We start from the raw sequence: 21,299 nt of genomic DNA, 5'->3' as shown, positions 1-21,299 counted from the left end.
TGGGGTGAGGCTAGGAACTGAGACAGCAGGGGCAGATTGGGCAGACAAACGCATGGTCACTCATGAAACTCTCAGCTAACTTGTAAGCCTAGCATTTATTAGCTTTCATGAGAATGAAATAGCCCTGCCGTAAAGCTGAAGCTGACCGACTTTTTAATCAAGGTATTGAGCAGTTTCAAGTAAGTCAATTTCGGGAAGCATTGCAGTCTTGGCAGAAGGCACTCACTATTTATCGGGAAATAGGAGACCGGCAAGGTGAGGGTAACTCTCTGGGTAATCTGGGTGTTGCTTACCGTTCCCTGGGAGACTACCCAAAGGCCATTGAAAACCTCCAGCAGAGTTTGGCTATTCACCGAGAAATAGACAATCGCCTTGGTGAGGCTAACTCTCTCAATGGTCTCGCTAATGCTTACCGTTCCCTGAGGGACTACCCAAAGGCCATTGAAAACCTCCAGCAGAGTTTGGCAATTTACCGAGAAATAGGCGATCGCTTTGGTGAGGGTAACTCTCTGAACAATCTTGGCATGGCTTACCGTTCCCTGGGAAACTACCCAAAGGCCATTGAAAACCTCCAGCAGAGTTTAACCATTGCACGAGCAATAGGCGATCCCAGAGGTGAGGCTAACTCTCTGGGCAATCTCGGCAATGCTTACCATTCCCAGGGGGACTACCCAAAGGCCATTGAAAACTACCAGCAGAGTTTGGCTATTTATCGAGAAATAGGCGATCGCAAAGGTGAAGCTGCATCTCTGAATAGTCTCGGCATTGCTTACCATTCCCAGGGGGACTACCCAAAGGCCATTAAAAAGCACCAGCAGAGTTTAACCATTGCACGAGCAATAGGCGATCGCCTTGGTGAGGCTTCATATTTCGGCAATCTCGGTGTTGCTTACTATTCCCAGGGGGACTACCCAAAAGCTATTGAAAACCTCCAGCAGCATTTGGAGATTGCACAAGAAATAGGGGATCGCCTTGGTGAGGCTAACTCTCTCAATGGTCTCGGTAATGCTTACCATTCCTTGGGAGACTACCCAAATGCCATTAAAAACTTCCAGCAGAGTTTAACCATTGCAGGAGAAATAGGGGATCGCCTTGGTGAGGCTTCTTCTTTGGGCAATCTCGGTCTTGCTTACCATTCCCTGGGAGACTACCCAAAGGCCCTTGAATACTACCAGCAGAGTTTAAAGATTGCACGAGCAATAGGCAATCGCCTTGGTGAGGCTACCTCTCTGAGTAGTCTCGGCAATGCTTACCATTCCGAGGGGGACTACCCAAAGGCCCTTGAATACTACCAGCAGAGTTTAACCATTGCACGAGCAATAGGCAATCGCCTTGGTGAGGCTGAGTCTGTCAATGGTCTCGGCATTGCTTACCATTCCGAGGGGGACTACCCAAAGGCCATTGAAAACCTCCAGCAGAGTTTAAAGATTGCACGAGCAATAGGCAATCGCCTTGGTGAGGCTACCTCTCTGATTGGTCTCGGTAATGCTTACCATTCCCTGGGAGACTACCCAAAGGCCATTGAAAACCTCCAGCAGAGTTTAACCATTGCACGAGCAATAAAAAACCAGCCGGTGAAAGGTATATCCCTAAATAACTTAGGATTAGCTCTGTTTAACTCAGGTGATCTTGAACAAGCTGAAACTACCCTCACCAAAGCCATGGTGGTTATGGAATCTCTACGATCACGCTTGCAGGATAATGATACAATTACCCTCTCTGAGAAGCAATCTAATACCTATCGCAATTTGCAGGAAGTACTAATCGCTCGAAATAAAACTGATGCTGCATTAGAAGTTGCGGAGAGGGGACGTGCTTATGCCTTGGCAAAATTACTGAGAAAGGGGCTATTGCCAGAACTAGATACTCCACCAACTGACTTTAGCCTCAAAAAAATCAAACAGGTTGCCCAGCAGCAGAAGGCCACACTCGTGGAATACTCAATTAGTTACGATCAAAGAATCTCTATTTGGGTGATCCAGCCTACGGGCAAAATTGAATGGCGCTTGGTTCAACTGCCTCCAGATACCTCTCTCCAGCAACTGCTTAAAAATGGATATGATTGCCTTGCAGACGATGGGAAATGTCGCAGTAGTCACTCTTCCCGGCAACCGTCCCAGGGTGATTGGGTCAAATTGAAGGATGACCAGTTCGAGGAACGGTGGGAAGTGGTTGAAGTTAATCCTGACGAAGGTACTTTACGACTCAAGTTACCAGGGTGGGAAGAAGGGGTAACAGTCGAGCGCCCAATTACTGATGTTGCCAGGATTGTGAATTCCCCTAATATTAAAAAACCACGCTTACAAGAGCTTCATCAACTTTTGATTGAGCCGATTGCAGACTTACTGCCCTTTGATGAGAATGCTCGCGTAGTCTTCATCCCTCACAGAGAACTGTTTTCTGTGCCCTTTCCAGCCCTGCAAGACCAGGAGGGAAAGTACTTAATTGAGAAACACACTATCCTCACTGCTCCCTCCATCGAAGTCTTGGGCTTAACCCATCAGAAACGGAAAAACCTTCCTAATTCAGCCCAAACTGCCCTGGTAGTTGGTAATCCTACCATGCCCGAGGTACCACCAGCTCCTGGAAAAACACCTCAGCAATTATCTGCTCTCAAGGGTGCGGAACAGGAAGCTAAATACATTGCTTCCCAGTTAAACGCTCAACCCCTATTGGGACAAGACGCTACCGAAGCCATAGTTAAAGGCCAGATGCCCAAGGCCAGGTATATTCATTTTGCTACCCACGGGTTATTTGATCCAAAGCGTATTCCAGGTATTGGGAGTGCGATCGCCTTGGCTCCTTCAAACGGAGAGGACGGACTACTAACTGCTGAAGAAATCTTTGACATGAAACTCAGTGCCGAACTAGTAGTAGTCAGTGCCTGCGAGACCGGAGTCGGTCACATCAACAGTGAGGGGGTGATTGGTTTATCTCGTTCCTTTGTGGCAGCGGGTGTTCCCAGTGTGATGGTTTCCTTGCGGTTAATCCCTGATGAGAAAACCACAGAGTTGATGACCGAGTTTTATCGAAATCTTGAGAGAACAGGGGATAAAGCTCAAGCGTTGCGCCAAGCGATGTTGACTATGATTCCGAAGTCAGGTAATCCGAAAGATTGGGCAGCATTTACGTTGATTGGTGAAGCTAATTGAGAAAACAACTTTTGGTGAGGCGATCGCACTTTCCTGGATTGAGATTAGTGGAAATTCTGAGTTTTGCGATCGCACTTGCATTATTTGGCTATTCTACCACCGTTAAATAAATAGAATTCTGTTCTTTGAGTTGATTGCAAGTTGATATAGGGATAATAACCATGAAAGCTTCTAGAATAGCCACTATTGCACTCCTCGGTATACTAGCTAGTTTTTCACCACCGTCACTAGGTAATGTCTCAAGCCTATTACCAACTTCTCCAGCACTAGCTCAAACTTCAGAACGCGGTAAAGCGGAAGCTTACCGACTTTTTGAACAAGGTAGTCAGCAGTATAAAGTGAGTCAATTTCGGAAAGCATTGGAGTCTTGGCGGAAGGCACTCACTATTTATCAAACAATAGAAGACCAGCAAGGTGAGGCTAACTCTTTGATTGGTCTCGGCAATGCTTACCATGCCCTGGGGAAGTACCCAAAGGCCATTGACAACCACCAGCAAAGTTTAAAGATGGCACGAGCAATACGAGACCAGCAAGGTGAGGCTAACTCTTTGATTGGTCTCGGTTATGCTTACCATGCCCAGGGGGAATACCCAAAGGCCATTAAAAACTTCCAGCAAAGTTTAAAGATGGCACGAGCAATACGAGACCGGCAAGGTGAGGCTAACTCTTTGAGTGGTCTCGGCAATGCTTACAATTCCCAGGGGAAGTACCGAAAGGCCATTGACAAACACCAGGATAGTTTGGCAATTTACCGAGAAATAAAAGATCCCCAAGGCAAGGTGGCATCTTTGGTCAATCTCGGCAATGCTTACCATGCCCAGGGGGACTACCCAAAGGCTATTGACAAGCACGAGCAAAGTTTAAAGATGGCACAAGCAATAAAGGATCTCAGAGGTCAGGCTAACTCTCTGATTGGTCTTGGCCATTCTTACAATGCCCAGGGGGAATACCAAAAGGCCATTGAAAACTTCGAGCAAAGTTTAAATATTGCACGAGCAATAGGCGATCCCACAGGTGAGGCTAGCTCTCGGATTGGTCTCGGCAATGCTTACCATTCCTTGGGGGACTCTCCAAAAGCTATTGAAAACCACGAGCAAAGTTTAACCATTACAGAAGCAATAGGCGATCGCCAAGGCAAGGTGGCATCTTTGGTCAATCTCGGCTATAGTTACCAAAACCAGGGGAACTACCAAAAGGCCATTGAAAACTTCGAGCAAAGTTTAAAGATGGCACGAGCAATAGAGGATCTCAGAGGTGAGGGTAACTCTTTGAGTGGTCTCGGCCATGCTTACCATGCCCAGGGGAATTACCGAGAAGCCATTAAACACTACCACCAGAGTTTGGATATTTACCAACAAATAGGCGATCGCATAGGTGAGGCTGCATCTCTGAACAATCTCGGCCATGCTTACAATTCCCTGGGGGACTACTCAGAAGCAATTACAAAGTTCAAGCAGAGTTTAAATATTCCACCAGACATAAACGATCGCACAGGTGAGGCTAACTCTTTGAGTGGTCTCGGCCATGCTTACCATGCCCAGGGGAATTACCGAGAAGCCATTAAACACTACCAGCAGAGTTTGGATATTGCACGAGCAATAAGGGATCCCAGAGGTCAGGCTAACTCTTTGAGTGGTCTCGGCCATGCTTACCAAGCCCAAGGGGACTACCCAAAGGCCATTAAAAACTTCGAGCAGAGTTTAAAGATGGCACAAGCAATAGGAGACCAGCAAGGTGAGGCTAACTCTGTGATTGGTCTCGGAATTGCTTACCGTTCCCAGGGGGACTACCAAAAAGCGATTGGAAACTACCAGCAGAGTTTAAAGATTGCAAGGCAAATAAAAGACCAGAACCAGGAAGTAAACTCCCTCTATAACTTAGGATATTCTCTATTTCAATTAGGTAATCTTGAACAAGCTGAAACCACCCTCACCAAAGGAATAGAGGTTATAGAATATCTAGCAACAGGCTTGCAAGATATTCAGACAATTCCTCTCTCTGAGAAGCACTCTAATACCTATAGCCTTTTGCAGGAAGTTCTAATTGCTCGAAATAAAACAGATGCTGCATTGGAAGTTGCCGAGAGGGGACGTGCTCGTGCTTTGGCGGAATTACTGAGAAAGGGTCTATTGCCAGAACTAGATACTCCAGCAACTGACCTTAGCATCAAGAAAATCAAACATATTGCCCGGCAGCAGAAGGCCACACTCGTGGAATATTCTATTATTCCCGATGAAGGAATCTATGTTTGGGTGATCCAGCCTACGGGGAAAATTGAATGGCGCTCGGTTAAACTACCTCCAGATACCTCTGTTCAACAGCTGATTGACAAAGGATATGCTTGCCTTGGAAATCATGGTCAATGTCGCAGTAGTGACTCTTCCGGCCAACCGTCAAAGGGTGATTGGGTCAAACTCCAGGATGACCAGTTTGAGGAACGGTGGCAAGTGGTTGAAGTTAATGGTCAACAAGGTACTTTACGACTCAATTTACCAGGGTGGGAAGAAGGGGTAACAGTCGAGCGCCCAATCACTGATGTTGACAAGATTGTGGATTCCCCTAATATTGACAAACCACATTTACAAAAGCTTCATCAACTTTTGATTGAGCCGATTGCAGACTTACTGCCCAAGGATGAAAATGCCCGTGTAGTCTTCATCCCTCACAGAGAACTGTTTTCTGTGCCCTTCCCAGCCCTGCAAGACCAGGAGAAAAAGTACTTAATTGAGAAACACACCATCCTCACTGCTCCCTCCATCGAAGTCTTGGGCTTAACCCATCAGCAACGGAAAAACCTTCCTAAATCATCCCAAATTGCCCTGGTAGTTGGTAATCCTACCATGCCCGAGGTACGACCAGCTCCTGGAAAAACACCTCAGCAATTATCTCCTCTCGACGGTGCTGAACAGGAAGCTAAAAACGTTGCCTCCCAGTTACAGCTGTTTTCAGATGAATCGACCTCACGACCTTTAGCTACAAGCCCCCTAAATCCCCCAATTCTGGGGGACTTTAACTCAAGTTCCCCCCAAAGTTGGGGGGCTAGGGGGGCGAAAATTGCTGTAAACGCTCAACTCTTATTGGGACAAGACGCTACCGAAACCAAAGTTAAACGCCAGATGCCCAAGGCCAGGTATATTCATTTTGCTACCCACGGGTTATTTGCTCCCAAGCGTATTGGAGGTATTGGGAGTGCGATCGCCTTGGCTCCTTCTGTAGGAGAGGACGGACTACTAACTGCGGAAGAAATCTTTGACATGAAACTCAGTGCCGAACTAGTAGTAGTCAGTGCCTGCGAGACCGGAGTGGGTGAGATCAACAGTGAGGGAGTGATTGGTTTATCTCGGTCTTTAGTTGCAGCCGGTGTTCCTAGTGTGATGGTGTCCTTGTGGTCAATTCCTGATGATAAAACCACAGAATTGATGACGGAGTTTTATCGGAATCTTGAGAGAACAGGGGATAAAGCTCAAGCGTTGCGCCAAGCGATGTTGACCATGATTCCGAAGTCAGGTAATCCCAAAGATTGGGCAGCATTTACGTTGATTGGGGAGGCGCTTTAGGGGAATCGGGAGTAGGGAATCGGGAATCGGGAATCGGGAATCGGGAATCGGGAATCGGGAGTAGGGAGTAGGGGAGAACTGCTATAGATGACTTGCTTTAACGTTTTGCATAAATAGTCAAAACAAGACTGATAAGTATTATAGACAGGCAACAGAACTATTTTTGGAAAGACGTAAACCAACCTAGGTCTTTATTAATTTGTAATCTTGGGTGTAAACAGCTAAATAGCTTCTAAGCATTTACCAGTAAGCGGTCAGCCGTTAAGGCCAAAGCTGAGAGCTGTTCGCGTAGCGCATATGCTTAACGCTGTAGGTGCATGTCAATTTTCTTAATCCCTGATTCAGATCCCCCATTATCCCCCTTAATAAGGGGGACTTTTCAATCTAATTCCCCCCTTTTTTAAGGGGGGTTAGGGGGGATCTATTTACCTAATTACAAAGTTTACATGCTCCCAACCCTGTTGTCTATTTTCTGTTTTATATTCCCTGTTCCCTGATTAATGATGAAGCTTTTCAATAAATTAAGCAAGCTAATTATTGCTCCGATCATTGTATTGTTAATTCTGATGAGCAACCATACTTTCCTCGAAGATGGGATTGACAGTTCCAAACTTTTGGTCAACCCAGCTTCAGCAGAAGTTTCACCTGATGTCTTTGGTTACAACCCTACCTTCGCTCAGGAATTGGATAAGATTGGACAGATTTCACCCCAAGAATTTGCTAAACGTTACGATGCCAAGGTTGACTATCTAACACAAATTAGTTGGGATCCCACCCAAGCTCAATTTTGGGATTTGTTCAATGACAGCTTTTTCCGCCTCAATTCAAATGAACTGGAAGTATTCAATAAACAAGGCTTTGTTGTCAGTGAGCGCATGGGGACAAAGAGTTTCGCTCAATCATTCTACCAAATCTATAACAACGATTTACCAGTTTTCGTTTCCGCTGATGCCTTGCTTCATGCTTGGCATCGTTCTTATGACGCCATGTTAGAAGAACTAGAAGAAAGTTATCTTGCCACATCACTAGATGAAATTCTCACAGGAATGGCAGATAAAATCCCAGAAGCCAGTAATCAATATGGCGATGGTGTCCTTGACCTAAGTTTAATCGATGCCGACTACTTTCTAGGAGTCGCTCGTTCTTTATTAGCAGGAGAAGCAGTTAAGACCAAATTAAATCAGGATGCCCGTGTGGCAGCAACCCTCAAAGCCATAGAAGCAGAGCAACTCCAGAAATTTGAGCTGTTCGGGCGTAAGCGCGAGATGGATTTTTCTCAATTCAAGGTACGTGGGCATTATGAGAATTCCGAGACTCTTAAGAAATATTTCCGGGCAGTAATGTGGTGCGGTAGAGTCGATCTACGGATTGCAGGTAAACCGGAAGAGGCTTCTCCACGGGAATTGGGTGCAGCCATAATCCTCAATGATCTCTTAAAACAATCTGGTAAGTTCGAGCAATGGCAAGATTTTGACCAAATGCTCCAGACCTTTGTCGGTCCAACTGATTCCATGACGTTTGCTCAACTAGCTGACCTATTAAAACAAGCTAAGATTAAATCTCCGACAGATATTAAAGATTTATCCACCTTAGAGCAGCTGCAAACTAAAATTTCAGCTAACAACCTAGGTTTTCAAAACATCAGGAGTCATGTTTACTTTAGTCCGGAAAACGATCAGATTCAAGCTATAATGCCCCACTCCTTTACAGTTATCGGTCAAAAATTTATCTTGGATAGCTGGATGTTGAGCAAAGTCGTCTACGATGATATTATTTGGAATCGCAAGAAAGTTCAGCGCCGTGTACCAAGTGGATTAGATGTAGCATTCGCCACTTTGGGAAACACTCAAGTAGTACCAGAACTGGTTGATCGGATCACAAACCAGAATGGGCATGAGTTCCGAGATGGTCTCAACTATCAACACAACCTAGCCGCAGCCTTTAATGTGGTTGAAAAGCTAAATCCTTCTGCTTGGGAAGAAAACCTTTACATGAATTGGCTGGCAACCTTGCGGGAACTTTCCAAACCCACTACGGACTCCAAATACCCGGAAGCCATGCGTACCCGTGCCTGGGGGATGAAGACACTCAATACACAACTAGCGTCATGGACACAACTGCGCCACGACACCATCCTTTACGCCAAACAATCCTACACCGGTGGAACCTTATGCTACTATCCAGCTGGTTTTGTGGAGCCGAGACCCGAATTCTGGGAACGCTTTGAAAAAATGGCAGTTTTGGCGGGGAAGTTAATCAAAAACACTCCCTTTCCGAAGCGCTTCCGAAAGATTCAGCAAAAACAAACTAAATTCTTCAAAAATTTCAGCCAGCAGTTAACTATCCTGAAGGAAATAGCACTCAAGGAATTAGCACAACAGGAACTTACCGAAGCCCAAACCAACTTCCTAGAAAAGGTTGTTGAAATTGAACAGTTTGCTTCAGGGGGTCCGACTTATACCGGTTGGTATCCCAGCCTTTTCTATAAGAAACCTGAGGATTCTGATAAGTGGGATGCCATTGTTGCGGATGTACACACAAATGTACCGGATCCAATGGTGGGAGATCCAGGCAGTGTACTTCACCAGGGCGTGGGTAATATCGATTTGTTGATGATTGCAGTGGACAACGGTGAAGACAAAATGGTCTTTGCTGGACCAGTGTTGAGCCATTATGAATTTGAGATGCCAGAAGTATCCCGTAAATCAGATTCTGAGTGGAAAAAAGATATCCAAACTGGCAAGCTTCCACCTCGTCCCAACTGGACAAAAAGCTATCTTGTAGTTGATGAGTTCTTGAATGAGTTCTCTCCTCCTGGGGAGTAGGGATTAGGGAGTAGCGATCAATGGATTTTCGTGAATTATTTTCCACTGTTACATGTTCCGAGATCCGCTATTACAGATTTCTGAAATAAGTCTTGTTTGATGGCCATAAAATTTCCAAAAAGGTTTACTGATTAGTGGCTTAGTTTTGGGTAAATGAAAAAATAAATACCACTGGTTTTCATAATTTACCCATCTAACACTGTTATATACATAGATAAATTTTTTCGAGCTTCAAACTTCCAGTATGCCCAAAGGTTTGTGGTTTGATGCCCTCACCAAACTTGCTCAACTAGGTTTGGCTAATTCCTAGGATAAAACCCTCCCTCAGAATTGGCCATATTTAGGGTTTGCTGAAAAAGTCTTTTGGTATTGGTAGGAGTCAGGAGTTAGGAGTCAGGAGTTAGGAGAAATGGGAATTATATAGAAGGTAGTCGGAAGACTTGTCCCTTTATTTTTCGGCTCTTGTCTTTGTATGCTAATTTTTTGAGCTTTTTCGACCGAAAAGCTGGCACTTTTAGAGACCAAAAAAGGCTAACACATTTATCTTGAAATGCTTTGAGAGTTAATCAGCAAGCCCTATTTATTGCAGCAGGTGGGTTGATAAAAAATTAATTCACAGCCCTTGGTTGATTATTGTACTGGGAGAAATTAACGAAGTAACGGGTGAATTTTAACAGAAAAACCACCGATTCCTTATTCTCTTATTTTTTGTGTTATCGCCATGAAATTTCCAAAATTTCGATTAATTATCCTTCTGGCTTTATTAGGTAGTTTCTCCCCAACGTTACTATTTAATGATTCACTCCTATTACCAGCTTCTGCAACATTAGCTCAAACGTCACAAAGCCGTCAAGCTCAAGCTGACCAACTTGTTAGTCAAGGTTTTATGCAGCTTAAACTAAGGCAATTTCAGGAAGCATTGCAGTCTTGGCAGAAGGCACTGACTATTTATCGAGCAATAGGCGATAGGCCTAGTGAGGCGTCATCTCTCAATAATATCGGTCTTGTTTACATAGACCTAGGGGACTATCAAAAGAGCATTGAAAACCACCAGCAGAGTTTAGCTATTAGCCGCGAAATAGGCGATCTCAAAGGTCAGGCTAACTCTCTGAACAATATCAGTATTGCTTACAGAAAGCTAAAAAAGTACCCAAAGGCGATTGAAAACCTCCAGCAAAGTTTGGCTATTGCACGAGCAATCAAATACCGCTACGTTCAGATTGAATCTCTGGCAAATCTTGGTATTGTTTACGAAAATCTGGGGGACTACCAAAAAGCCATTGATTTTCACCAGCAGAGTTTAGCTATTGGCCGCGAAATAGGCGACCATAAAAGTCAGGCTAAGTCTCTGACCAATCTCGGTATTGCTTACAAAAATCTGGGGGACTACCGAAAAGCCATTGATTTTCACCAGCAGAGTTTAGCTATTGACCGAGAAATAGGCGATCGCAGCGGTCAGGCTAAGTCTCTGAGCAATCTCGGTAATGCTTACCAAAATCTGGGGGATTACCGAAAAGCTATTAATTTCTACCAGCAGAGTTTAGCTATTGACCGAGAAATAGGCGATCAGAAAAGTCAGGCTAAGTCTCTGAACAATCTCGGCTTTTCTTACTATTTCCTGGGAAACTACCAAAAGGCCATTGAAAACTTCCAGCAGAGTTTAACCATTGCACAAGCAATAGGCGATCGCCTTGGTGAACTTCCTGCTATCGATGGTTTAGGTATTGCTTACAACAAACTACGGAACTACCCAAAAGCCATTGAAAACCTCCAGCAGAGTGTGATTATTTATCGAGAAATAGGCGATCGCCTTGGTGAGGCTAATTCTGTTTACAATCTCGGTAATGCTTACCGTATTGTGCGGGACTATCCAAAAGCAATTAAAAGCTACCAGCAGAGTGTGGTTCTTTATAGACAAATACGCGATCGCAGCGGTGAGGCTGATTCTTTTTACAATCTCGGTAATATTTACTATTCCCTGGGGCAGTACCAAAAGGCCCTTGAAAACTTACAGCAGAGTTTAGCTATTGCACGACAAATGCGCGATCGCTCAGCTGAGTCTAGCTCTCTGAACAATCTTGGCATGGTTTACGGAAACCTCAAAGACTACCGAAAGGCCATTGAACACTTCGAGCAGAGTGTGGCTATTAAACGAGAAATAGGCGATCGCGCCGGTGAGGCTAACTCTCTCAACAATATCGCCATTACTTACCGTGCCTTGGGCGACTACTCAAAAGCGAATGATTTCCAGCAGCAGAGTTTGGCTATCAAACGCGAAATAGACTTGTCAAGGTGAAGCCAACTCTATTGAACTAACAATATAGCAGTTCCTAACCATATGCTTAGGAACTGCTATCAGCCAAAAGCCAACAGCTGAAGCTGACTTGGATTAAATATAGAAGTTGGGAAAGTGTATAATACAGATCTACAGTTGATGCAGTGGTCAAAAAACAGATATGTATGTCTTTGATACTAATATTTTTGTCGCTGCATTACGTTCTCGACGAGGTGCTAGTTTTTTAATCTTGAAAGCCATTCGTCAAGGATTAATTGTAGGTGGAGTTTCTGAAGCATTGTTTCTAGAATATGCTGAAGTTTTAAAGCGAGATGAAAACCTACAGAATTTTTGGACGACATCAGAAGATGTTGACGTGATTTTGGGTGTGCTTGCCGATGTATTCAGACCCATCCGAATTTATTGGAAGTGGCGACCTCAGTTAAGTGATCCAGATGATGAAATGGTTTTGGAATGTGCGATTAATGCTCAAGCCCAAGCTATTGTCACTTTTAATGTACAAGATTTTTTGCCAGCTGCCAAATATTTCGGGATTGAAGTTGTTCGACCAGGAGAGTTGGTTCACTCTCTCAATTTACAGGAGCAAGTTAGCGAATGAATTATTATCCTTTACAATTACCTGAGACATTGTTGAAAGAAATTCAACGTCTTGCTGAAGAAAATCAAGTTTCTATCGAGCAGTGGTTAGTGAGTGCTGTTACCGAAAAAATTGAAGGTCAGAAAGTTGTACGACTCTTGCAGAGTTATGCTGAAAAAGCCGATTACAACCGTTTTGATCAAATATTAGCATCAGTGCCAGATACAGAACCTATAGCAGGGGATGAGTTGGTATAGCGCTACGCGCAAGGCAAGAGGCAAGAGGCAATAGGCAATAGCTGACTATAATAGCTTGTGCTGCTTTTATAAATGTCAAACACCTTAATGCATAGTGCTATATAAAACCTCTAAGGGGATTTATGCGATCGCATAAGCGCGGAAGCTTCGCTTCATCGCGTAGCGTGGCCATAGGCCAATCGCTGTTTAAGCAGGTGCACAAAATTAATTACACATTTACCAAAACTAAAACCCTTACATTGTAAGGGTTACAGAGATTGAGAGTAGGAAATTAATTTTGTGTAGGTACTTTAGTAGGCATTGCTTAATAATTGAATGATTTTAAGAGTGAGGTAGAATGGCCATCTTGGTGGAACTGGCATCTTGGTAGAACTGGCATCTTGGTGGAACTGGCATCTTGCCAGTTTCAATATAATTTCGCGCGGGCAGGATGCCCACTCTACTGCTATTCATCCGAAGATTCAGCAACGCTTTCTAGTCATCTATTTGAAGCTGACCGCTGACCACTGACCGCTGACCGCTGATGTATAAATTACATATCATACCCAAACAAATTCGGATCAACATCCTTCAAATCCAAATCCCCTAACCCATACTCAGCCCAACGTCTATCTACCATCGCTGCTACATCCCCATCTGACTCCAACGTTGCGCCCCATTCATGTTCGGTTTCCGGTGGAATCTTAGTAGTAGCATCAATACCCATCCGTCCCCCTAAGCCAATCTTTTCACTGGCAAAATCCAAACTATCAAAGGGAGTATTAGGCAAAATAAATACATCCCGGACTGGGTCAACTTTAGAACTAATCGCCCACACCACTTGACGGGGGTCGCGAATATTAATAGTCTCATCCACCACAATCACAAACTTGGTGTAGGTAAATTGAGGCAACGCACTCCAAAACGCCAAAGCAGCCCGTCGCGCTTGTCCTGGATAGGCTTTCTTAATCGAAATAATGGCCGCTTTATAACTCAGAGCTTCCATGGGCAAGAAGAAATCCACAATTTCTGAGACTTGTTGCCGCAGGATCGGGGTATAAATCCGATTGAGTGCGATCGCCATCATGGCTTCTTCTTTCGGTGGACGCCCACTAAAGGTAGTTAAATAAATCGGATCCTTGCGGTGAGTCATACAGTGGAAGCGAATCAAGGGGGAATCCTCCACTCCACCGTAATACCCCATGTGGTCACCAAAGGGACCATCTGGCAACATTTCCCCTGGAGTAATCGTGCCTTCCAGGACAAACTCAGAATCCGCTGGTACCTCTAAATCTAAGGTTTTACATTTAGCTAGGTTAACCCCAGACCCACCATAGAGTCCAGCAAAGAGCCATTCCGACAGGTCAACCGGTATGGGAGTAGCAGCGGCCAGAATAATCAGGGGGTCAACACCGAGTGCGATCGCAATTTCTAATTTCTGTCCTCTCTCCACCGCCTTGCGCAAATGTCGTGCTCCACCCCTGACCGAGAGCCAATGCACGGTCATCGTAGTCTTAGACTGCAGTTGTAGCCGATAAACCCCCACATTAGGAATACCAGTCTCACAATCTTTAGTAATCACCAATCCTAAGGTAATAATCTTGCCAGCATCACCGGGATAAGGGCGAATCAGGGGTAATGTATTCAAATCCAAATCATTTTCCTGCACCACCTCCTGGTGACAAGGAGGGAAAAAGTCTCGACCTGGTTTAGCTTTCACCACATCAAACAAAATTTTGCCAAATTCCACCGCCTGGGAAATTTTCTTAGGTGGCTTTGGTTGTTGCAGCATCCCTAGCTTCTTGCCCAGAGTTTCCAAATCTTCCGGGGTTGACCGATTCATCGCCCAGCAAACCCGTTCTTCTGTTCCCATTAAATTAATCGCAACCGGAAAGGATGACCCTTTTACATTCTCAAACAGCAAGCCAGGTCCACCCGCTTGTAGCATCCGGTTTGATATCTCAGCAATTTCCAAATCTGGGTCAACTAAAGCCTTAATCCGCCGTAATTGTCCCTTCTGTTCTAGCTCTTGGATAAATCCCCTTAGGTCTCTGGCCATGATTACAATTTGTAAAGCTGAGTTACTCTTACTATACCAGTTCTCAATTGGCTGAGGGAGTTTAGTCTTGGGTTAAGGGGAGTCGGGAATCGGGAATCGGGAATCGGGAATCGGGAATCGGGAATCGGGAGTAGGGGAAACATTCTGTATACCTCATTACTCTGATCAGCGCTATAATTACAGATTTAACCCTAACCGACTCCTGGCTTCTGGCTGGAAGCTCCTTCAATCTACCAGCACCTGAGTTTTATGGAACTCGCGTTTTTCCAAATATTTAGGGTACCTAAATGAATTGTGATAATTTTTGATGCGATATTCCCCACTCCCGACTCCCGACTCCCGACTCCCGACTCCCGACTCCCTATTCCCTTTGCTATTTCAGATATAGTGGGTTCTATAGATCTGCTTTTGTATTCTGCCCAAAATTACTCACCAAATCTACCAGAAACCATTCGTGAATGACTCTGCCGCGATCAACGAAATTAGCCTTTACCTCTACCAAGCCATCCTTGAGCTTCAGCAGCAGCAGTCCGAATTACTCAAGGAAAAATACCGAAAAATCCCTTGGGATAAGCCCCGTCATCAATCTGCTTTCCTGGCCAATTTGAAATCAGAACTCAGCCAAGAGCAAGATTGGCCCCGACGAATTATCAAAGTCAGGAAATTACTGCAAGTTCTGTTCATTCCTAGTTATTTCAACTCCCCCAGCTTTAGAGAACTGACCCAAAAACTTCGTCACTCTATCCGACCCAAGCCAGGGAATAATTCCCATAACTTAGCTGTCTCTACTAATAATAAAACCCCAACATCGGTTTCCCCTTCGCCAAAGCTAGGCACAGGAATTGCCATCTTACTGCTAGATGCCGAAAATTTACGGCTCAATACTGAAACCGAAAAGTTCCTAGCTCAAATTTGTTCCTACCCGATCCAAATCAAAATTGCTGTTGCCAATTGGCGTGCTATGGGTAAGTATGACACTGAACTGCATACTCGTGGCTATGAGCTAATTCACGTACCACCAGGAAAGGACAGCGCTGATTTTAAGATGGCTACCGTTGGGTCTTCTATCTTTATCCATTATCCAACCGCCAAGGAAGTCTTAGTCTGTTCCTCTGATGGGGTGATGACTCATCTTTGCACCACCCTACAAACCCATGGACTAACAGTCTATTTAGTGCGTAAGCAAAATGATAAGATTATTGTTTTAAATAACAAGACTCGTGAAACTCAAGCCCATTCTCTGGTCTCTGTACCAGAAATCCCCACCCTCGAAGAATTTATTAATCAGCTCAAAGACCTCCTCAAAGCTGAACAAAAACGCACTTCGAATGCTTGGGTAAACCTGTCTAGACTATCATATCTATTTGAATCAAAGTATCAGCTTAGCCTCAATCAAGTTGTCTCCCTGCGCTTGCCTGGAAAACTAACAACCGATATTTTTACTGATTACCCCAAAGAGTTTGTGACTCATCACATACCGGGTACTTCAAATTTTTATATAACTCTATTTGAAAAGCCAATTTCTTTCATTAAAAAGACTTCTTCTTTGAAGACTATTCAGTTAAAACCTACTGTTAAGCCTGTATCTAAAATTGAATCTAAATCAGATTTGGAAGAGATACTAGTTAAACTCCTCAAGGATTTGAAGACAAACTATAAAGATCCTTATGTTCCGATCGCTCATATAGCTACTGAATTTAAAAAACAATACTCTCGACCAATTACTCAGTTGATGAGAGACTTAAATTTAAAGGGTACATTCCCCAAATTTTTGCAATCCTTGGGAGCGTTTAAACTCAAGAAGGTTGGTAAAGCTTATCAAGTTGCTTTACGGTTAGACGGGTTGAATGCAGTCGTGATTGAGCAGTAGACTTCGCGGCAGTTGTCAGGGAATCGGGAATCGGGAATCGGGAATCGGGAGTCGGGAATCGGGAGTCGGGAATCGGGAATCGGTAAAAAATCTGGCATTGCTGAATCTTTGGATCAATATGAATGAGTGGGGTGGGCATCCTGCCTGCCCCACAAGATCAGTATCTTCGGATCAATATGAATAAGTGGGGTGGGCATCCTGCCTGCCTGGGAATATTTATAACCGGCAAGATGCCGGTTCCACACCTGATGCCCGTTCCACGGCTGATGCCCGGGTAGGTTTTTAACTTTGGTGGGAGTACGTACTTTCATTGCCTAAAAACTCCAACAGGACTTACGCATTTGCCCCCTAAATCCCCCGAGCGAGCAATCCCTCGCTCGGGGGACTTTGACATCTTTACCCCCCAGAATTGGGGGGCTAGGGGGGCGAAATCAACTTAACCGCGTAAGTCCTGTCCAATAAATAAATCTCCAAATCTACAAGAATTTATTGGACGGGTGCGCCCAGCTGAGGGCGTTTCCCCGATTCGTGACGGCATAAGGTGCAAGAGACAGAGAATTCTCACCATCTCCCCATTTCCCCATCTCCCCATCTCCCCATTTCCCCATCTCCCCATTTCCCCATTTCCCCATCTCCCCATTTCCCGACTCCCGACTCCCCACTCCCGACTCCCGACTCCCCACTCCCGACTCCCCACTCCCGACTCCCGACCCAAATCTCAAAAACCTACCCCTGTCAGGAGTAATGGCTAAGTCCTGAGAGATTGGCAATGTTACAAATTCGTAATTTTAGTGATAAATACTCACGGGATGAGATAATAATGTAAATAAATATTACATTTTGTTAGATAATGATTAGAGTATTTACAGACTTTGACGGTCCGATCATGAATGTGTCGGAGCGTTACTATCGGGTTTACCAGTTTTGTCTCAAAGAAATCCAACGCCCTAACCAGCCCATCCTGCCCATGTCCAAGGCGGAGTTTTGGCAGTGTAAGAGGGGGCGTGTTCCCGAGATAATTATTGGAATTCGTTCAGGTCTCGATCCCAGCCAAGCTGAAGCATTTGCTCAGCTGCGCCGTCAAACTGTACACACTCTGCCCTACTTGGTTCATGATCAACCGGTTCCCGGAGCTATAGATGCCCTGGAAAAATTACAACAAGCAGGAGTAGATTTAGTCGTCATGACCATGCGTCGGGTGCGAGAGCTTGATGAAGCATTCACTCGCTTAGACCTGGAGAAATTTTTTCCCCGTAACCGACGGTATTGCCTGAGTAACGACTATGTGAAGACCGGTGACACTAAGGATAAACCTTTGCTAATGGCAAAAGCCCTCAAAGAACTCCCAGCTGCCTCTGATGTCTGGATGATTGGCGATACAGAAGCGGATATAGTGGCTGCCAAAACCCACGGTATTAAAGCAATTGGAGTTTTATCTGGAATACGCGATCGCACTCAGCTCAATCTCTACGAACCAGATTTTACCGTCAATAATCTCGCTGAAGCGGTAGATTTAGTTCTAGACACAGCAGTGCTACAAGCCGTATAATTGGCGATTTTAGCTAATCCGGCTAGAGCGAGCCCTACGCCTGACCTTCGGTCAGGGTGGGATGAAATTAACTGTAAAAGTTCAAGTCATTTTTTATTTTAAAAAAGCTATGGCTATGGTGGTGAGATTGTCTCAAAATTCAGGTAATTAGATCACTAACTAGCTGTGCAGACAAGGTAACTTCGGATCAGGGAACAGAAAGGGTTTGATAAACTTTAAGTTTCTTAACACAGTTAAAAAAAATTGGATCTCTAGCCTGTGGCTATGATAAATTTTTATAAAATAATAATTTTTATAAAAAAATCGCGTTAAAGTCTTGGCTGACAAGGCTTGTGGTTATTTAAAAAAGCAATTTTCATGAAAATTGCTTTTCATGGCCATGATGCAGTCGCTCCCCATGAGCGACTGGCGTGGTTTCCACCGGGCAAACCCAGGCAAGGGTAGAGACGTTTGGGATATATCCCATCAAGGGGAAAAGCACCACTACTAGACAAGGAACGTGCTATTGGAGGCACATCCTCATCCCCAATCCCCCATTCCCATGTTCAACGTAAGAAGCAACTAATCAGCCACAGCAATACAAATGTCACCAATGTAGCCAGTTTTTCTGTTGTCAAGTCTAGGGTGGTGAATTGGCTTCCCAGAGAATTCCCCAGCAAACTCCCTAATCCCACACCCAAAAACAGACCTGCCAGGGTTAGCAATACTGCACGACCAAATTGTTGTTCTTTCCGATTGAGGAAATAGATCGTGAATCCGAAGCCTATAGCCATCACCAAGGGCAAAATCGAGTCTGCCGATGAGGTGTAAAGCACCGTAGCACTGCTTAAGATTAAGAACACGGCACTCGGCCAGATCATGTCTTCTCTTGTCGGAGTATCCCACAACCGTTTCAGCCACTCAGGAGAGTTATTAACTGGTGTTTGGGGAAAACTCGGTGGAGCTTGAGAAGCCTTCTCTGGGAAACGAATACGATCAGGAACTTTAATCTTTCCTTCCTGGCGCATCCTAAGTCGATCCATGATAATGGCATCGTAGGCCGCCTCTACGGTATCTAAAAGCTTTTGGTTACCACGATGCTTTTGCATCAGGCGACCTTTGGCATCCTGAATTTCATCAAAGGACGCTTCTTCCGTAACCCCAAGCTGATCATAGGGATTGTTATCACTCATTCAAGACCTCCGAGACATCCCTTGTTTTCACATCCCTTCTTTTCATTAGTATGACAGCAACTTTAAACTAGTTATGTATATGTTAAGGTTAGGCACGAGAAACTCTCAACCTTGCTCTGGGTAACCACTGGTCACAGAGTCGTCTTGGTTGAGGGTGGTGTCAATGCCCCTGGGTGCTAGTGTAGCTTGATCTTCAAACAGCAGTGCCGCAGTGAAGTCAACACAATGCCGGTGCATCTCAGTTTTGTTGCCAAATCACCGGAGAATTCCTGAATAATGTTAGAACCGTTAGTAAATCCATATAGACCCATCAAGGCTATGGGTTTTTTGCTCTTTAGAAGAAGAAAAAAAGACTTTTTGCCGTGGTTCTGGAAGTCCTACTGTGGGGGAATTTTGAAAATAACTGATTTGCCTATGCAATTTACCAACTATTGGCATTACGTAATAATCTGACGATAATTGTCTACAATGCCCAACAGCACCGTTGGTGTCAAAACACTCTGCGTCTTAAATTTGTGATCCCGTTTTCCGTGGAAAGTTATGACCGCCGCCAAGATTCTTGTCGTAGATGACGATCCGGCAATCCGAAATTTAATTCTACGCTTCTTAAGTCAAAAGAATTTTCAAATGCAGGCTGCTCAAGATGGCAAGACGGCTCTTGCCACATTTGAGCAATTTAATCCAGATTTAGTCATTCTAGATGTGAATTTGCCTGACGCCCTTGGCTACAACCTGTGTCAGCAAATGCAGACCCGCACTGATGTCTTTGTCCTCTTGCTCACCAGTCGGTCGGATGCTGCTGACAAAAATCAAGGATTTCAACAAGGTGCTGATGACTACATCACCAAGCCCTTTGATTTACAAGAGCTGGAAAATCGAGTTAGAGCAATTTTGAAACGGAAGCGGGCTGTTACTGCTACTGAAGCAGAACGCCTCGTCTTCGACCATTTAGTGATCGATCCAGGGCGCAGGGAGGTAACTATCAACGAAATACTTATCCCTCTAACTGCTCTGGAATTTGATCTACTCCATTTTCTGGCCTGTCATCCAGGTCGAGTCTTGCGCCGTTCTGAGTTAATCCAGGAAGTCTGGGAGTACGATTATGTGGGAGATCAGCGAGTAGTTGATGTCCATATCGGTCAAATTCGCCGTAAAATTGAGGTTAATTCCAGTGACCCTTCCTTAATTCAGACAGTTCGAGGTGTTGGCTACAAGTTTGAGGCACCTTCTAGTAAGAAGAATGAGAAAAATGGTAAATCCAGTAGCTAACTCATTGTTGACACTCCACGACTACTCAAACCCCTTGCTCGTGGAGGGTCAATGGTTGCCAAGGCAATCGACTACTGAGCTACCGGACTAGAGTTCAAGAGTCGTCTAGCACAGCACGGCGGAAATAAAGATACGATTCAAAAATAGCAAAACGCTTATGTAATAAGCATGCAAGAATTGTTAATACCATAATTTTTAATTCCGCGCAGCAGTACTAGTGATCATGCCTGCTTTGGTCTAGCCTCTTGCTGAAGTGGCTCGACTTCCCTGGGATTAGCTTTGTTGAGAAGACGTCGTAGCATGATTGTTTGATTCTGCTGTAGCAACTTCTGCTGTAGCAACTTCTTTGGTGGCAGTTTTCTCAGATTCACTTGGGGTAGGGGTGTTCAGCCCTTGCTCTATTTGTTGTGCCTCTAGCTTAAACTGATTTTCAAACTCCTTGGAAGCATCTTGAAAGCCTCTAATGGCTTTACCCAAACTACGACCAATTTCTGGCAACTTCTTAGGGCCAAATACTAATAGGGCAATGACCATAATCAACACCATTTCCGGTAAACCCATACCAAAAACGTTCATTATATAACCTCCTGGGATTTGTCAAGTGCTGGTTTGCTTTTACTGGTTTGCTGTTACTAGTTTGCTGTTCTTAGTATTCCACATTTGACCCAAATTGACCGCTGTTCCGTTGAACTCAGCCAGTTGAACTCAGCCAGTTGAACTCAGCCAGTTTAACTAAG

General features: G+C 44.6%; 20 protein-coding genes. 11 read left to right on the top strand and 9 right to left on the bottom strand.

Translation table 11 applies throughout. The annotated features are described in order from the left end of the window. Positions 1 to 164 precede the first annotated feature (164 nt). Together F6K46_RS16290 and F6K46_RS16285 are read left to right on the top strand one after the other, a co-directional pair. Complete coding sequence (locus F6K46_RS16290) at positions 165 to 3,152, top strand: tetratricopeptide repeat protein (RefSeq protein ID WP_293053609.1); 2,988 nt, start codon at positions 165 to 167, stop codon at positions 3,150 to 3,152. A gap of 161 nt (positions 3,153 to 3,313) precedes the next feature. Then, a complete protein-coding gene (locus F6K46_RS16285; protein WP_293053589.1) occupies positions 3,314 to 6,709 on the top strand; it encodes a CHAT domain-containing protein in 3,396 nt (1,131 codons plus the stop codon). Here the strand turns inward: F6K46_RS16285 and F6K46_RS16280 are convergent. Beyond that, positions 6,706 to 6,861, bottom strand: a complete 156-nt coding sequence (locus tag F6K46_RS16280; protein WP_293053586.1) for a hypothetical protein — start codon at positions 6,859 to 6,861, stop codon at positions 6,706 to 6,708. The genes F6K46_RS16285 and F6K46_RS16280 overlap by 4 nt on opposite strands. A 414-nt stretch (positions 6,862 to 7,275) precedes the next feature. Here F6K46_RS16280 and F6K46_RS16275 point away from each other — a divergent pair, with 414 nt between their 5' ends. The 5 genes from F6K46_RS16275 to F6K46_RS16255 all read left to right on the top strand — a co-directional run bounded on the left by F6K46_RS16275 (position 7,276) and on the right by F6K46_RS16255 (position 13,167). Continuing rightward, the gene (locus F6K46_RS16275) at positions 7,276 to 9,534 is read left to right on the top strand and encodes a DUF3160 domain-containing protein (protein WP_293053583.1); all 2,259 of its coding nucleotides are present in this window, start codon (positions 7,276 to 7,278) and stop codon (positions 9,532 to 9,534) included. Positions 9,535 to 10,255: 721 nt separating this feature from the next. Then, complete coding sequence (locus F6K46_RS16270) at positions 10,256 to 11,830, top strand: tetratricopeptide repeat protein (RefSeq protein ID WP_293053580.1); 1,575 nt, start codon at positions 10,256 to 10,258, stop codon at positions 11,828 to 11,830. A 160-nt stretch (positions 11,831 to 11,990) separates the two neighbouring features. Further along, entirely contained in the window at positions 11,991 to 12,428 is a 438-nt protein-coding gene (locus F6K46_RS16265; RefSeq protein ID WP_293053577.1) for a putative toxin-antitoxin system toxin component, PIN family, read from the top strand. Beyond that, a complete protein-coding gene (locus F6K46_RS16260; RefSeq protein WP_293053574.1) occupies positions 12,425 to 12,664 on the top strand; it encodes a CopG family transcriptional regulator in 240 nt (79 codons plus the stop codon). Before F6K46_RS16265 ends, F6K46_RS16260 begins: the two co-directional genes overlap by 4 nt. Positions 12,665 to 12,975: 311 nt before the next feature. Continuing rightward, entirely contained in the window at positions 12,976 to 13,167 is a 192-nt protein-coding gene (locus F6K46_RS16255; protein ID WP_293053571.1) for a hypothetical protein, read from the top strand. 29 nt (positions 13,168 to 13,196) lie between these two features. Here the strand turns inward: F6K46_RS16255 and F6K46_RS16250 are convergent, their stop codons facing one another. Together F6K46_RS16250 and F6K46_RS16245 are read right to left on the bottom strand one after the other, a co-directional pair. Further along, positions 13,197 to 14,702 (bottom strand): UbiD family decarboxylase, encoded by a 1,506-nt coding sequence (locus F6K46_RS16250; protein WP_293053568.1) that lies wholly within the window; start codon positions 14,700 to 14,702, stop codon positions 13,197 to 13,199. A 2-nt stretch (positions 14,703 to 14,704) separates the two neighbouring features. Next, a complete protein-coding gene (locus F6K46_RS16245) occupies positions 14,705 to 14,845 on the bottom strand; it encodes a hypothetical protein (RefSeq protein ID WP_293053565.1) in 141 nt (46 codons plus the stop codon). A gap of 151 nt (positions 14,846 to 14,996) precedes the next feature. On the opposite strand from F6K46_RS16245, the gene F6K46_RS16240 reads away from it, so the two are divergent. Next, a complete protein-coding gene (locus tag F6K46_RS16240; RefSeq protein WP_293053562.1) occupies positions 14,997 to 15,164 on the top strand; it encodes a hypothetical protein in 168 nt (55 codons plus the stop codon). Continuing rightward, positions 15,157 to 16,572 carry an NYN domain-containing protein gene (locus tag F6K46_RS16235; RefSeq protein WP_293053559.1) on the top strand — a complete coding sequence of 472 codons (1,416 nt, stop codon included), beginning with the start codon at positions 15,157 to 15,159 and terminating at the stop codon, positions 16,570 to 16,572. The genes F6K46_RS16240 and F6K46_RS16235 overlap by 8 nt, the downstream gene beginning before the upstream one ends. On the opposite strand, the gene F6K46_RS16230 is transcribed toward F6K46_RS16235, so the two are convergent. After that, positions 16,521 to 16,670, bottom strand: a complete 150-nt coding sequence (locus F6K46_RS16230; RefSeq protein WP_293053557.1) for a hypothetical protein — start codon at positions 16,668 to 16,670, stop codon at positions 16,521 to 16,523. The genes F6K46_RS16235 and F6K46_RS16230 overlap by 52 nt on opposite strands. 378 nt (positions 16,671 to 17,048) lie before the next feature. Beyond that, the gene (locus tag F6K46_RS16225; protein ID WP_293053554.1) at positions 17,049 to 17,342 is read right to left on the bottom strand and encodes a hypothetical protein; all 294 of its coding nucleotides are present in this window, start codon (positions 17,340 to 17,342) and stop codon (positions 17,049 to 17,051) included. 80 nt (positions 17,343 to 17,422) lie between these two features. Between F6K46_RS16225 and F6K46_RS16220 the strand changes: the two genes are divergently transcribed. Continuing rightward, positions 17,423 to 18,121 (top strand): HAD family hydrolase, encoded by a 699-nt coding sequence (locus tag F6K46_RS16220; RefSeq protein ID WP_293053551.1) that lies wholly within the window; start codon positions 17,423 to 17,425, stop codon positions 18,119 to 18,121. Between the two features lie 371 nt (positions 18,122 to 18,492). Here the strand turns inward: F6K46_RS16220 and F6K46_RS16215 are convergent, their stop codons facing one another. The 3 genes from F6K46_RS16215 to F6K46_RS16205 all read right to left on the bottom strand — a co-directional run bounded on the left by F6K46_RS16215 (position 18,493) and on the right by F6K46_RS16205 (position 19,530). Then, on the bottom strand, positions 18,493 to 18,636 hold the full coding sequence (locus F6K46_RS16215) for a hypothetical protein (RefSeq protein WP_293053548.1): 144 nt from the start codon (positions 18,634 to 18,636) through the stop codon (positions 18,493 to 18,495). A 30-nt stretch (positions 18,637 to 18,666) separates the two neighbouring features. Then, on the bottom strand, positions 18,667 to 19,293 hold the full coding sequence (locus F6K46_RS16210) for a CPP1-like family protein (RefSeq protein WP_293053545.1): 627 nt from the start codon (positions 19,291 to 19,293) through the stop codon (positions 18,667 to 18,669). Positions 19,294 to 19,398: 105 nt separating this feature from the next. Further along, on the bottom strand, positions 19,399 to 19,530 hold the full coding sequence (locus F6K46_RS16205) for a hypothetical protein (RefSeq protein WP_269086994.1): 132 nt from the start codon (positions 19,528 to 19,530) through the stop codon (positions 19,399 to 19,401). A gap of 303 nt (positions 19,531 to 19,833) precedes the next feature. Between F6K46_RS16205 and F6K46_RS16200 the strand changes: the two genes are divergently transcribed. Then, positions 19,834 to 20,562, top strand: coding sequence for a response regulator transcription factor (locus F6K46_RS16200; RefSeq protein ID WP_075899162.1), 729 nt, complete (start codon positions 19,834 to 19,836; stop codon positions 20,560 to 20,562). A gap of 273 nt (positions 20,563 to 20,835) precedes the next feature. Here the strand turns inward: F6K46_RS16200 and F6K46_RS16195 are convergent, their stop codons facing one another. Beyond that, positions 20,836 to 21,138, bottom strand: a complete 303-nt coding sequence (locus tag F6K46_RS16195) for a TatA/E family twin arginine-targeting protein translocase (RefSeq protein WP_075899160.1) — start codon at positions 21,136 to 21,138, stop codon at positions 20,836 to 20,838. Positions 21,139 to 21,299 lie beyond the last annotated feature (161 nt).

It is taken from the genome of Moorena sp. SIO3E8 (assembly GCF_010692445.1).
In the GTDB taxonomy this organism is placed as follows: domain Bacteria; phylum Cyanobacteriota; class Cyanobacteriia; order Cyanobacteriales; family Coleofasciculaceae; genus Moorena; species Moorena bouillonii.
This window is presented reverse-complemented; position numbering and strand designations above follow the sequence as displayed.

What these genes read in the sequence shown, in the direction of transcription:
- F6K46_RS16285 (WP_293053589.1), top strand. Translation starts at nt 3,314, where the DNA reads ATGAAAGCTTCTAGAATAGCCACTATTGCACTCCTCGGTATACTAGCT.
- F6K46_RS16275 (WP_293053583.1), top strand. Translation starts at nt 7,276, where the DNA reads ATGAGCAACCATACTTTCCTCGAAGATGGGATTGACAGTTCCAAACTT.
- F6K46_RS16270 (WP_293053580.1), top strand. Translation starts at nt 10,256, where the DNA reads ATGAAATTTCCAAAATTTCGATTAATTATCCTTCTGGCTTTATTAGGT.
- F6K46_RS16265 (WP_293053577.1), top strand. Translation starts at nt 11,991, where the DNA reads ATGTATGTCTTTGATACTAATATTTTTGTCGCTGCATTACGTTCTCGA.
- F6K46_RS16260 (WP_293053574.1), top strand. Translation starts at nt 12,425, where the DNA reads ATGAATTATTATCCTTTACAATTACCTGAGACATTGTTGAAAGAAATT.
- F6K46_RS16250 (WP_293053568.1), bottom strand. Translation starts at nt 14,702, where the DNA reads ATGGCCAGAGACCTAAGGGGATTTATCCAAGAGCTAGAACAGAAGGGA.
- F6K46_RS16245 (WP_293053565.1), bottom strand. Translation starts at nt 14,845, where the DNA reads ATGTTTCCCCTACTCCCGATTCCCGATTCCCGATTCCCGATTCCCGAT.
- F6K46_RS16230 (WP_293053557.1), bottom strand. Translation starts at nt 16,670, where the DNA reads ATGCCAGATTTTTTACCGATTCCCGATTCCCGACTCCCGATTCCCGAC.
- F6K46_RS16220 (WP_293053551.1), top strand. Translation starts at nt 17,423, where the DNA reads ATGATTAGAGTATTTACAGACTTTGACGGTCCGATCATGAATGTGTCG.
- F6K46_RS16210 (WP_293053545.1), bottom strand. Translation starts at nt 19,293, where the DNA reads ATGAGTGATAACAATCCCTATGATCAGCTTGGGGTTACGGAAGAAGCG.
- F6K46_RS16205 (WP_269086994.1), bottom strand. Translation starts at nt 19,530, where the DNA reads ATGCACCGGCATTGTGTTGACTTCACTGCGGCACTGCTGTTTGAAGAT.
- F6K46_RS16200 (WP_075899162.1), top strand. Translation starts at nt 19,834, where the DNA reads ATGACCGCCGCCAAGATTCTTGTCGTAGATGACGATCCGGCAATCCGA.
- F6K46_RS16195 (WP_075899160.1), bottom strand. Translation starts at nt 21,138, where the DNA reads ATGAACGTTTTTGGTATGGGTTTACCGGAAATGGTGTTGATTATGGTC.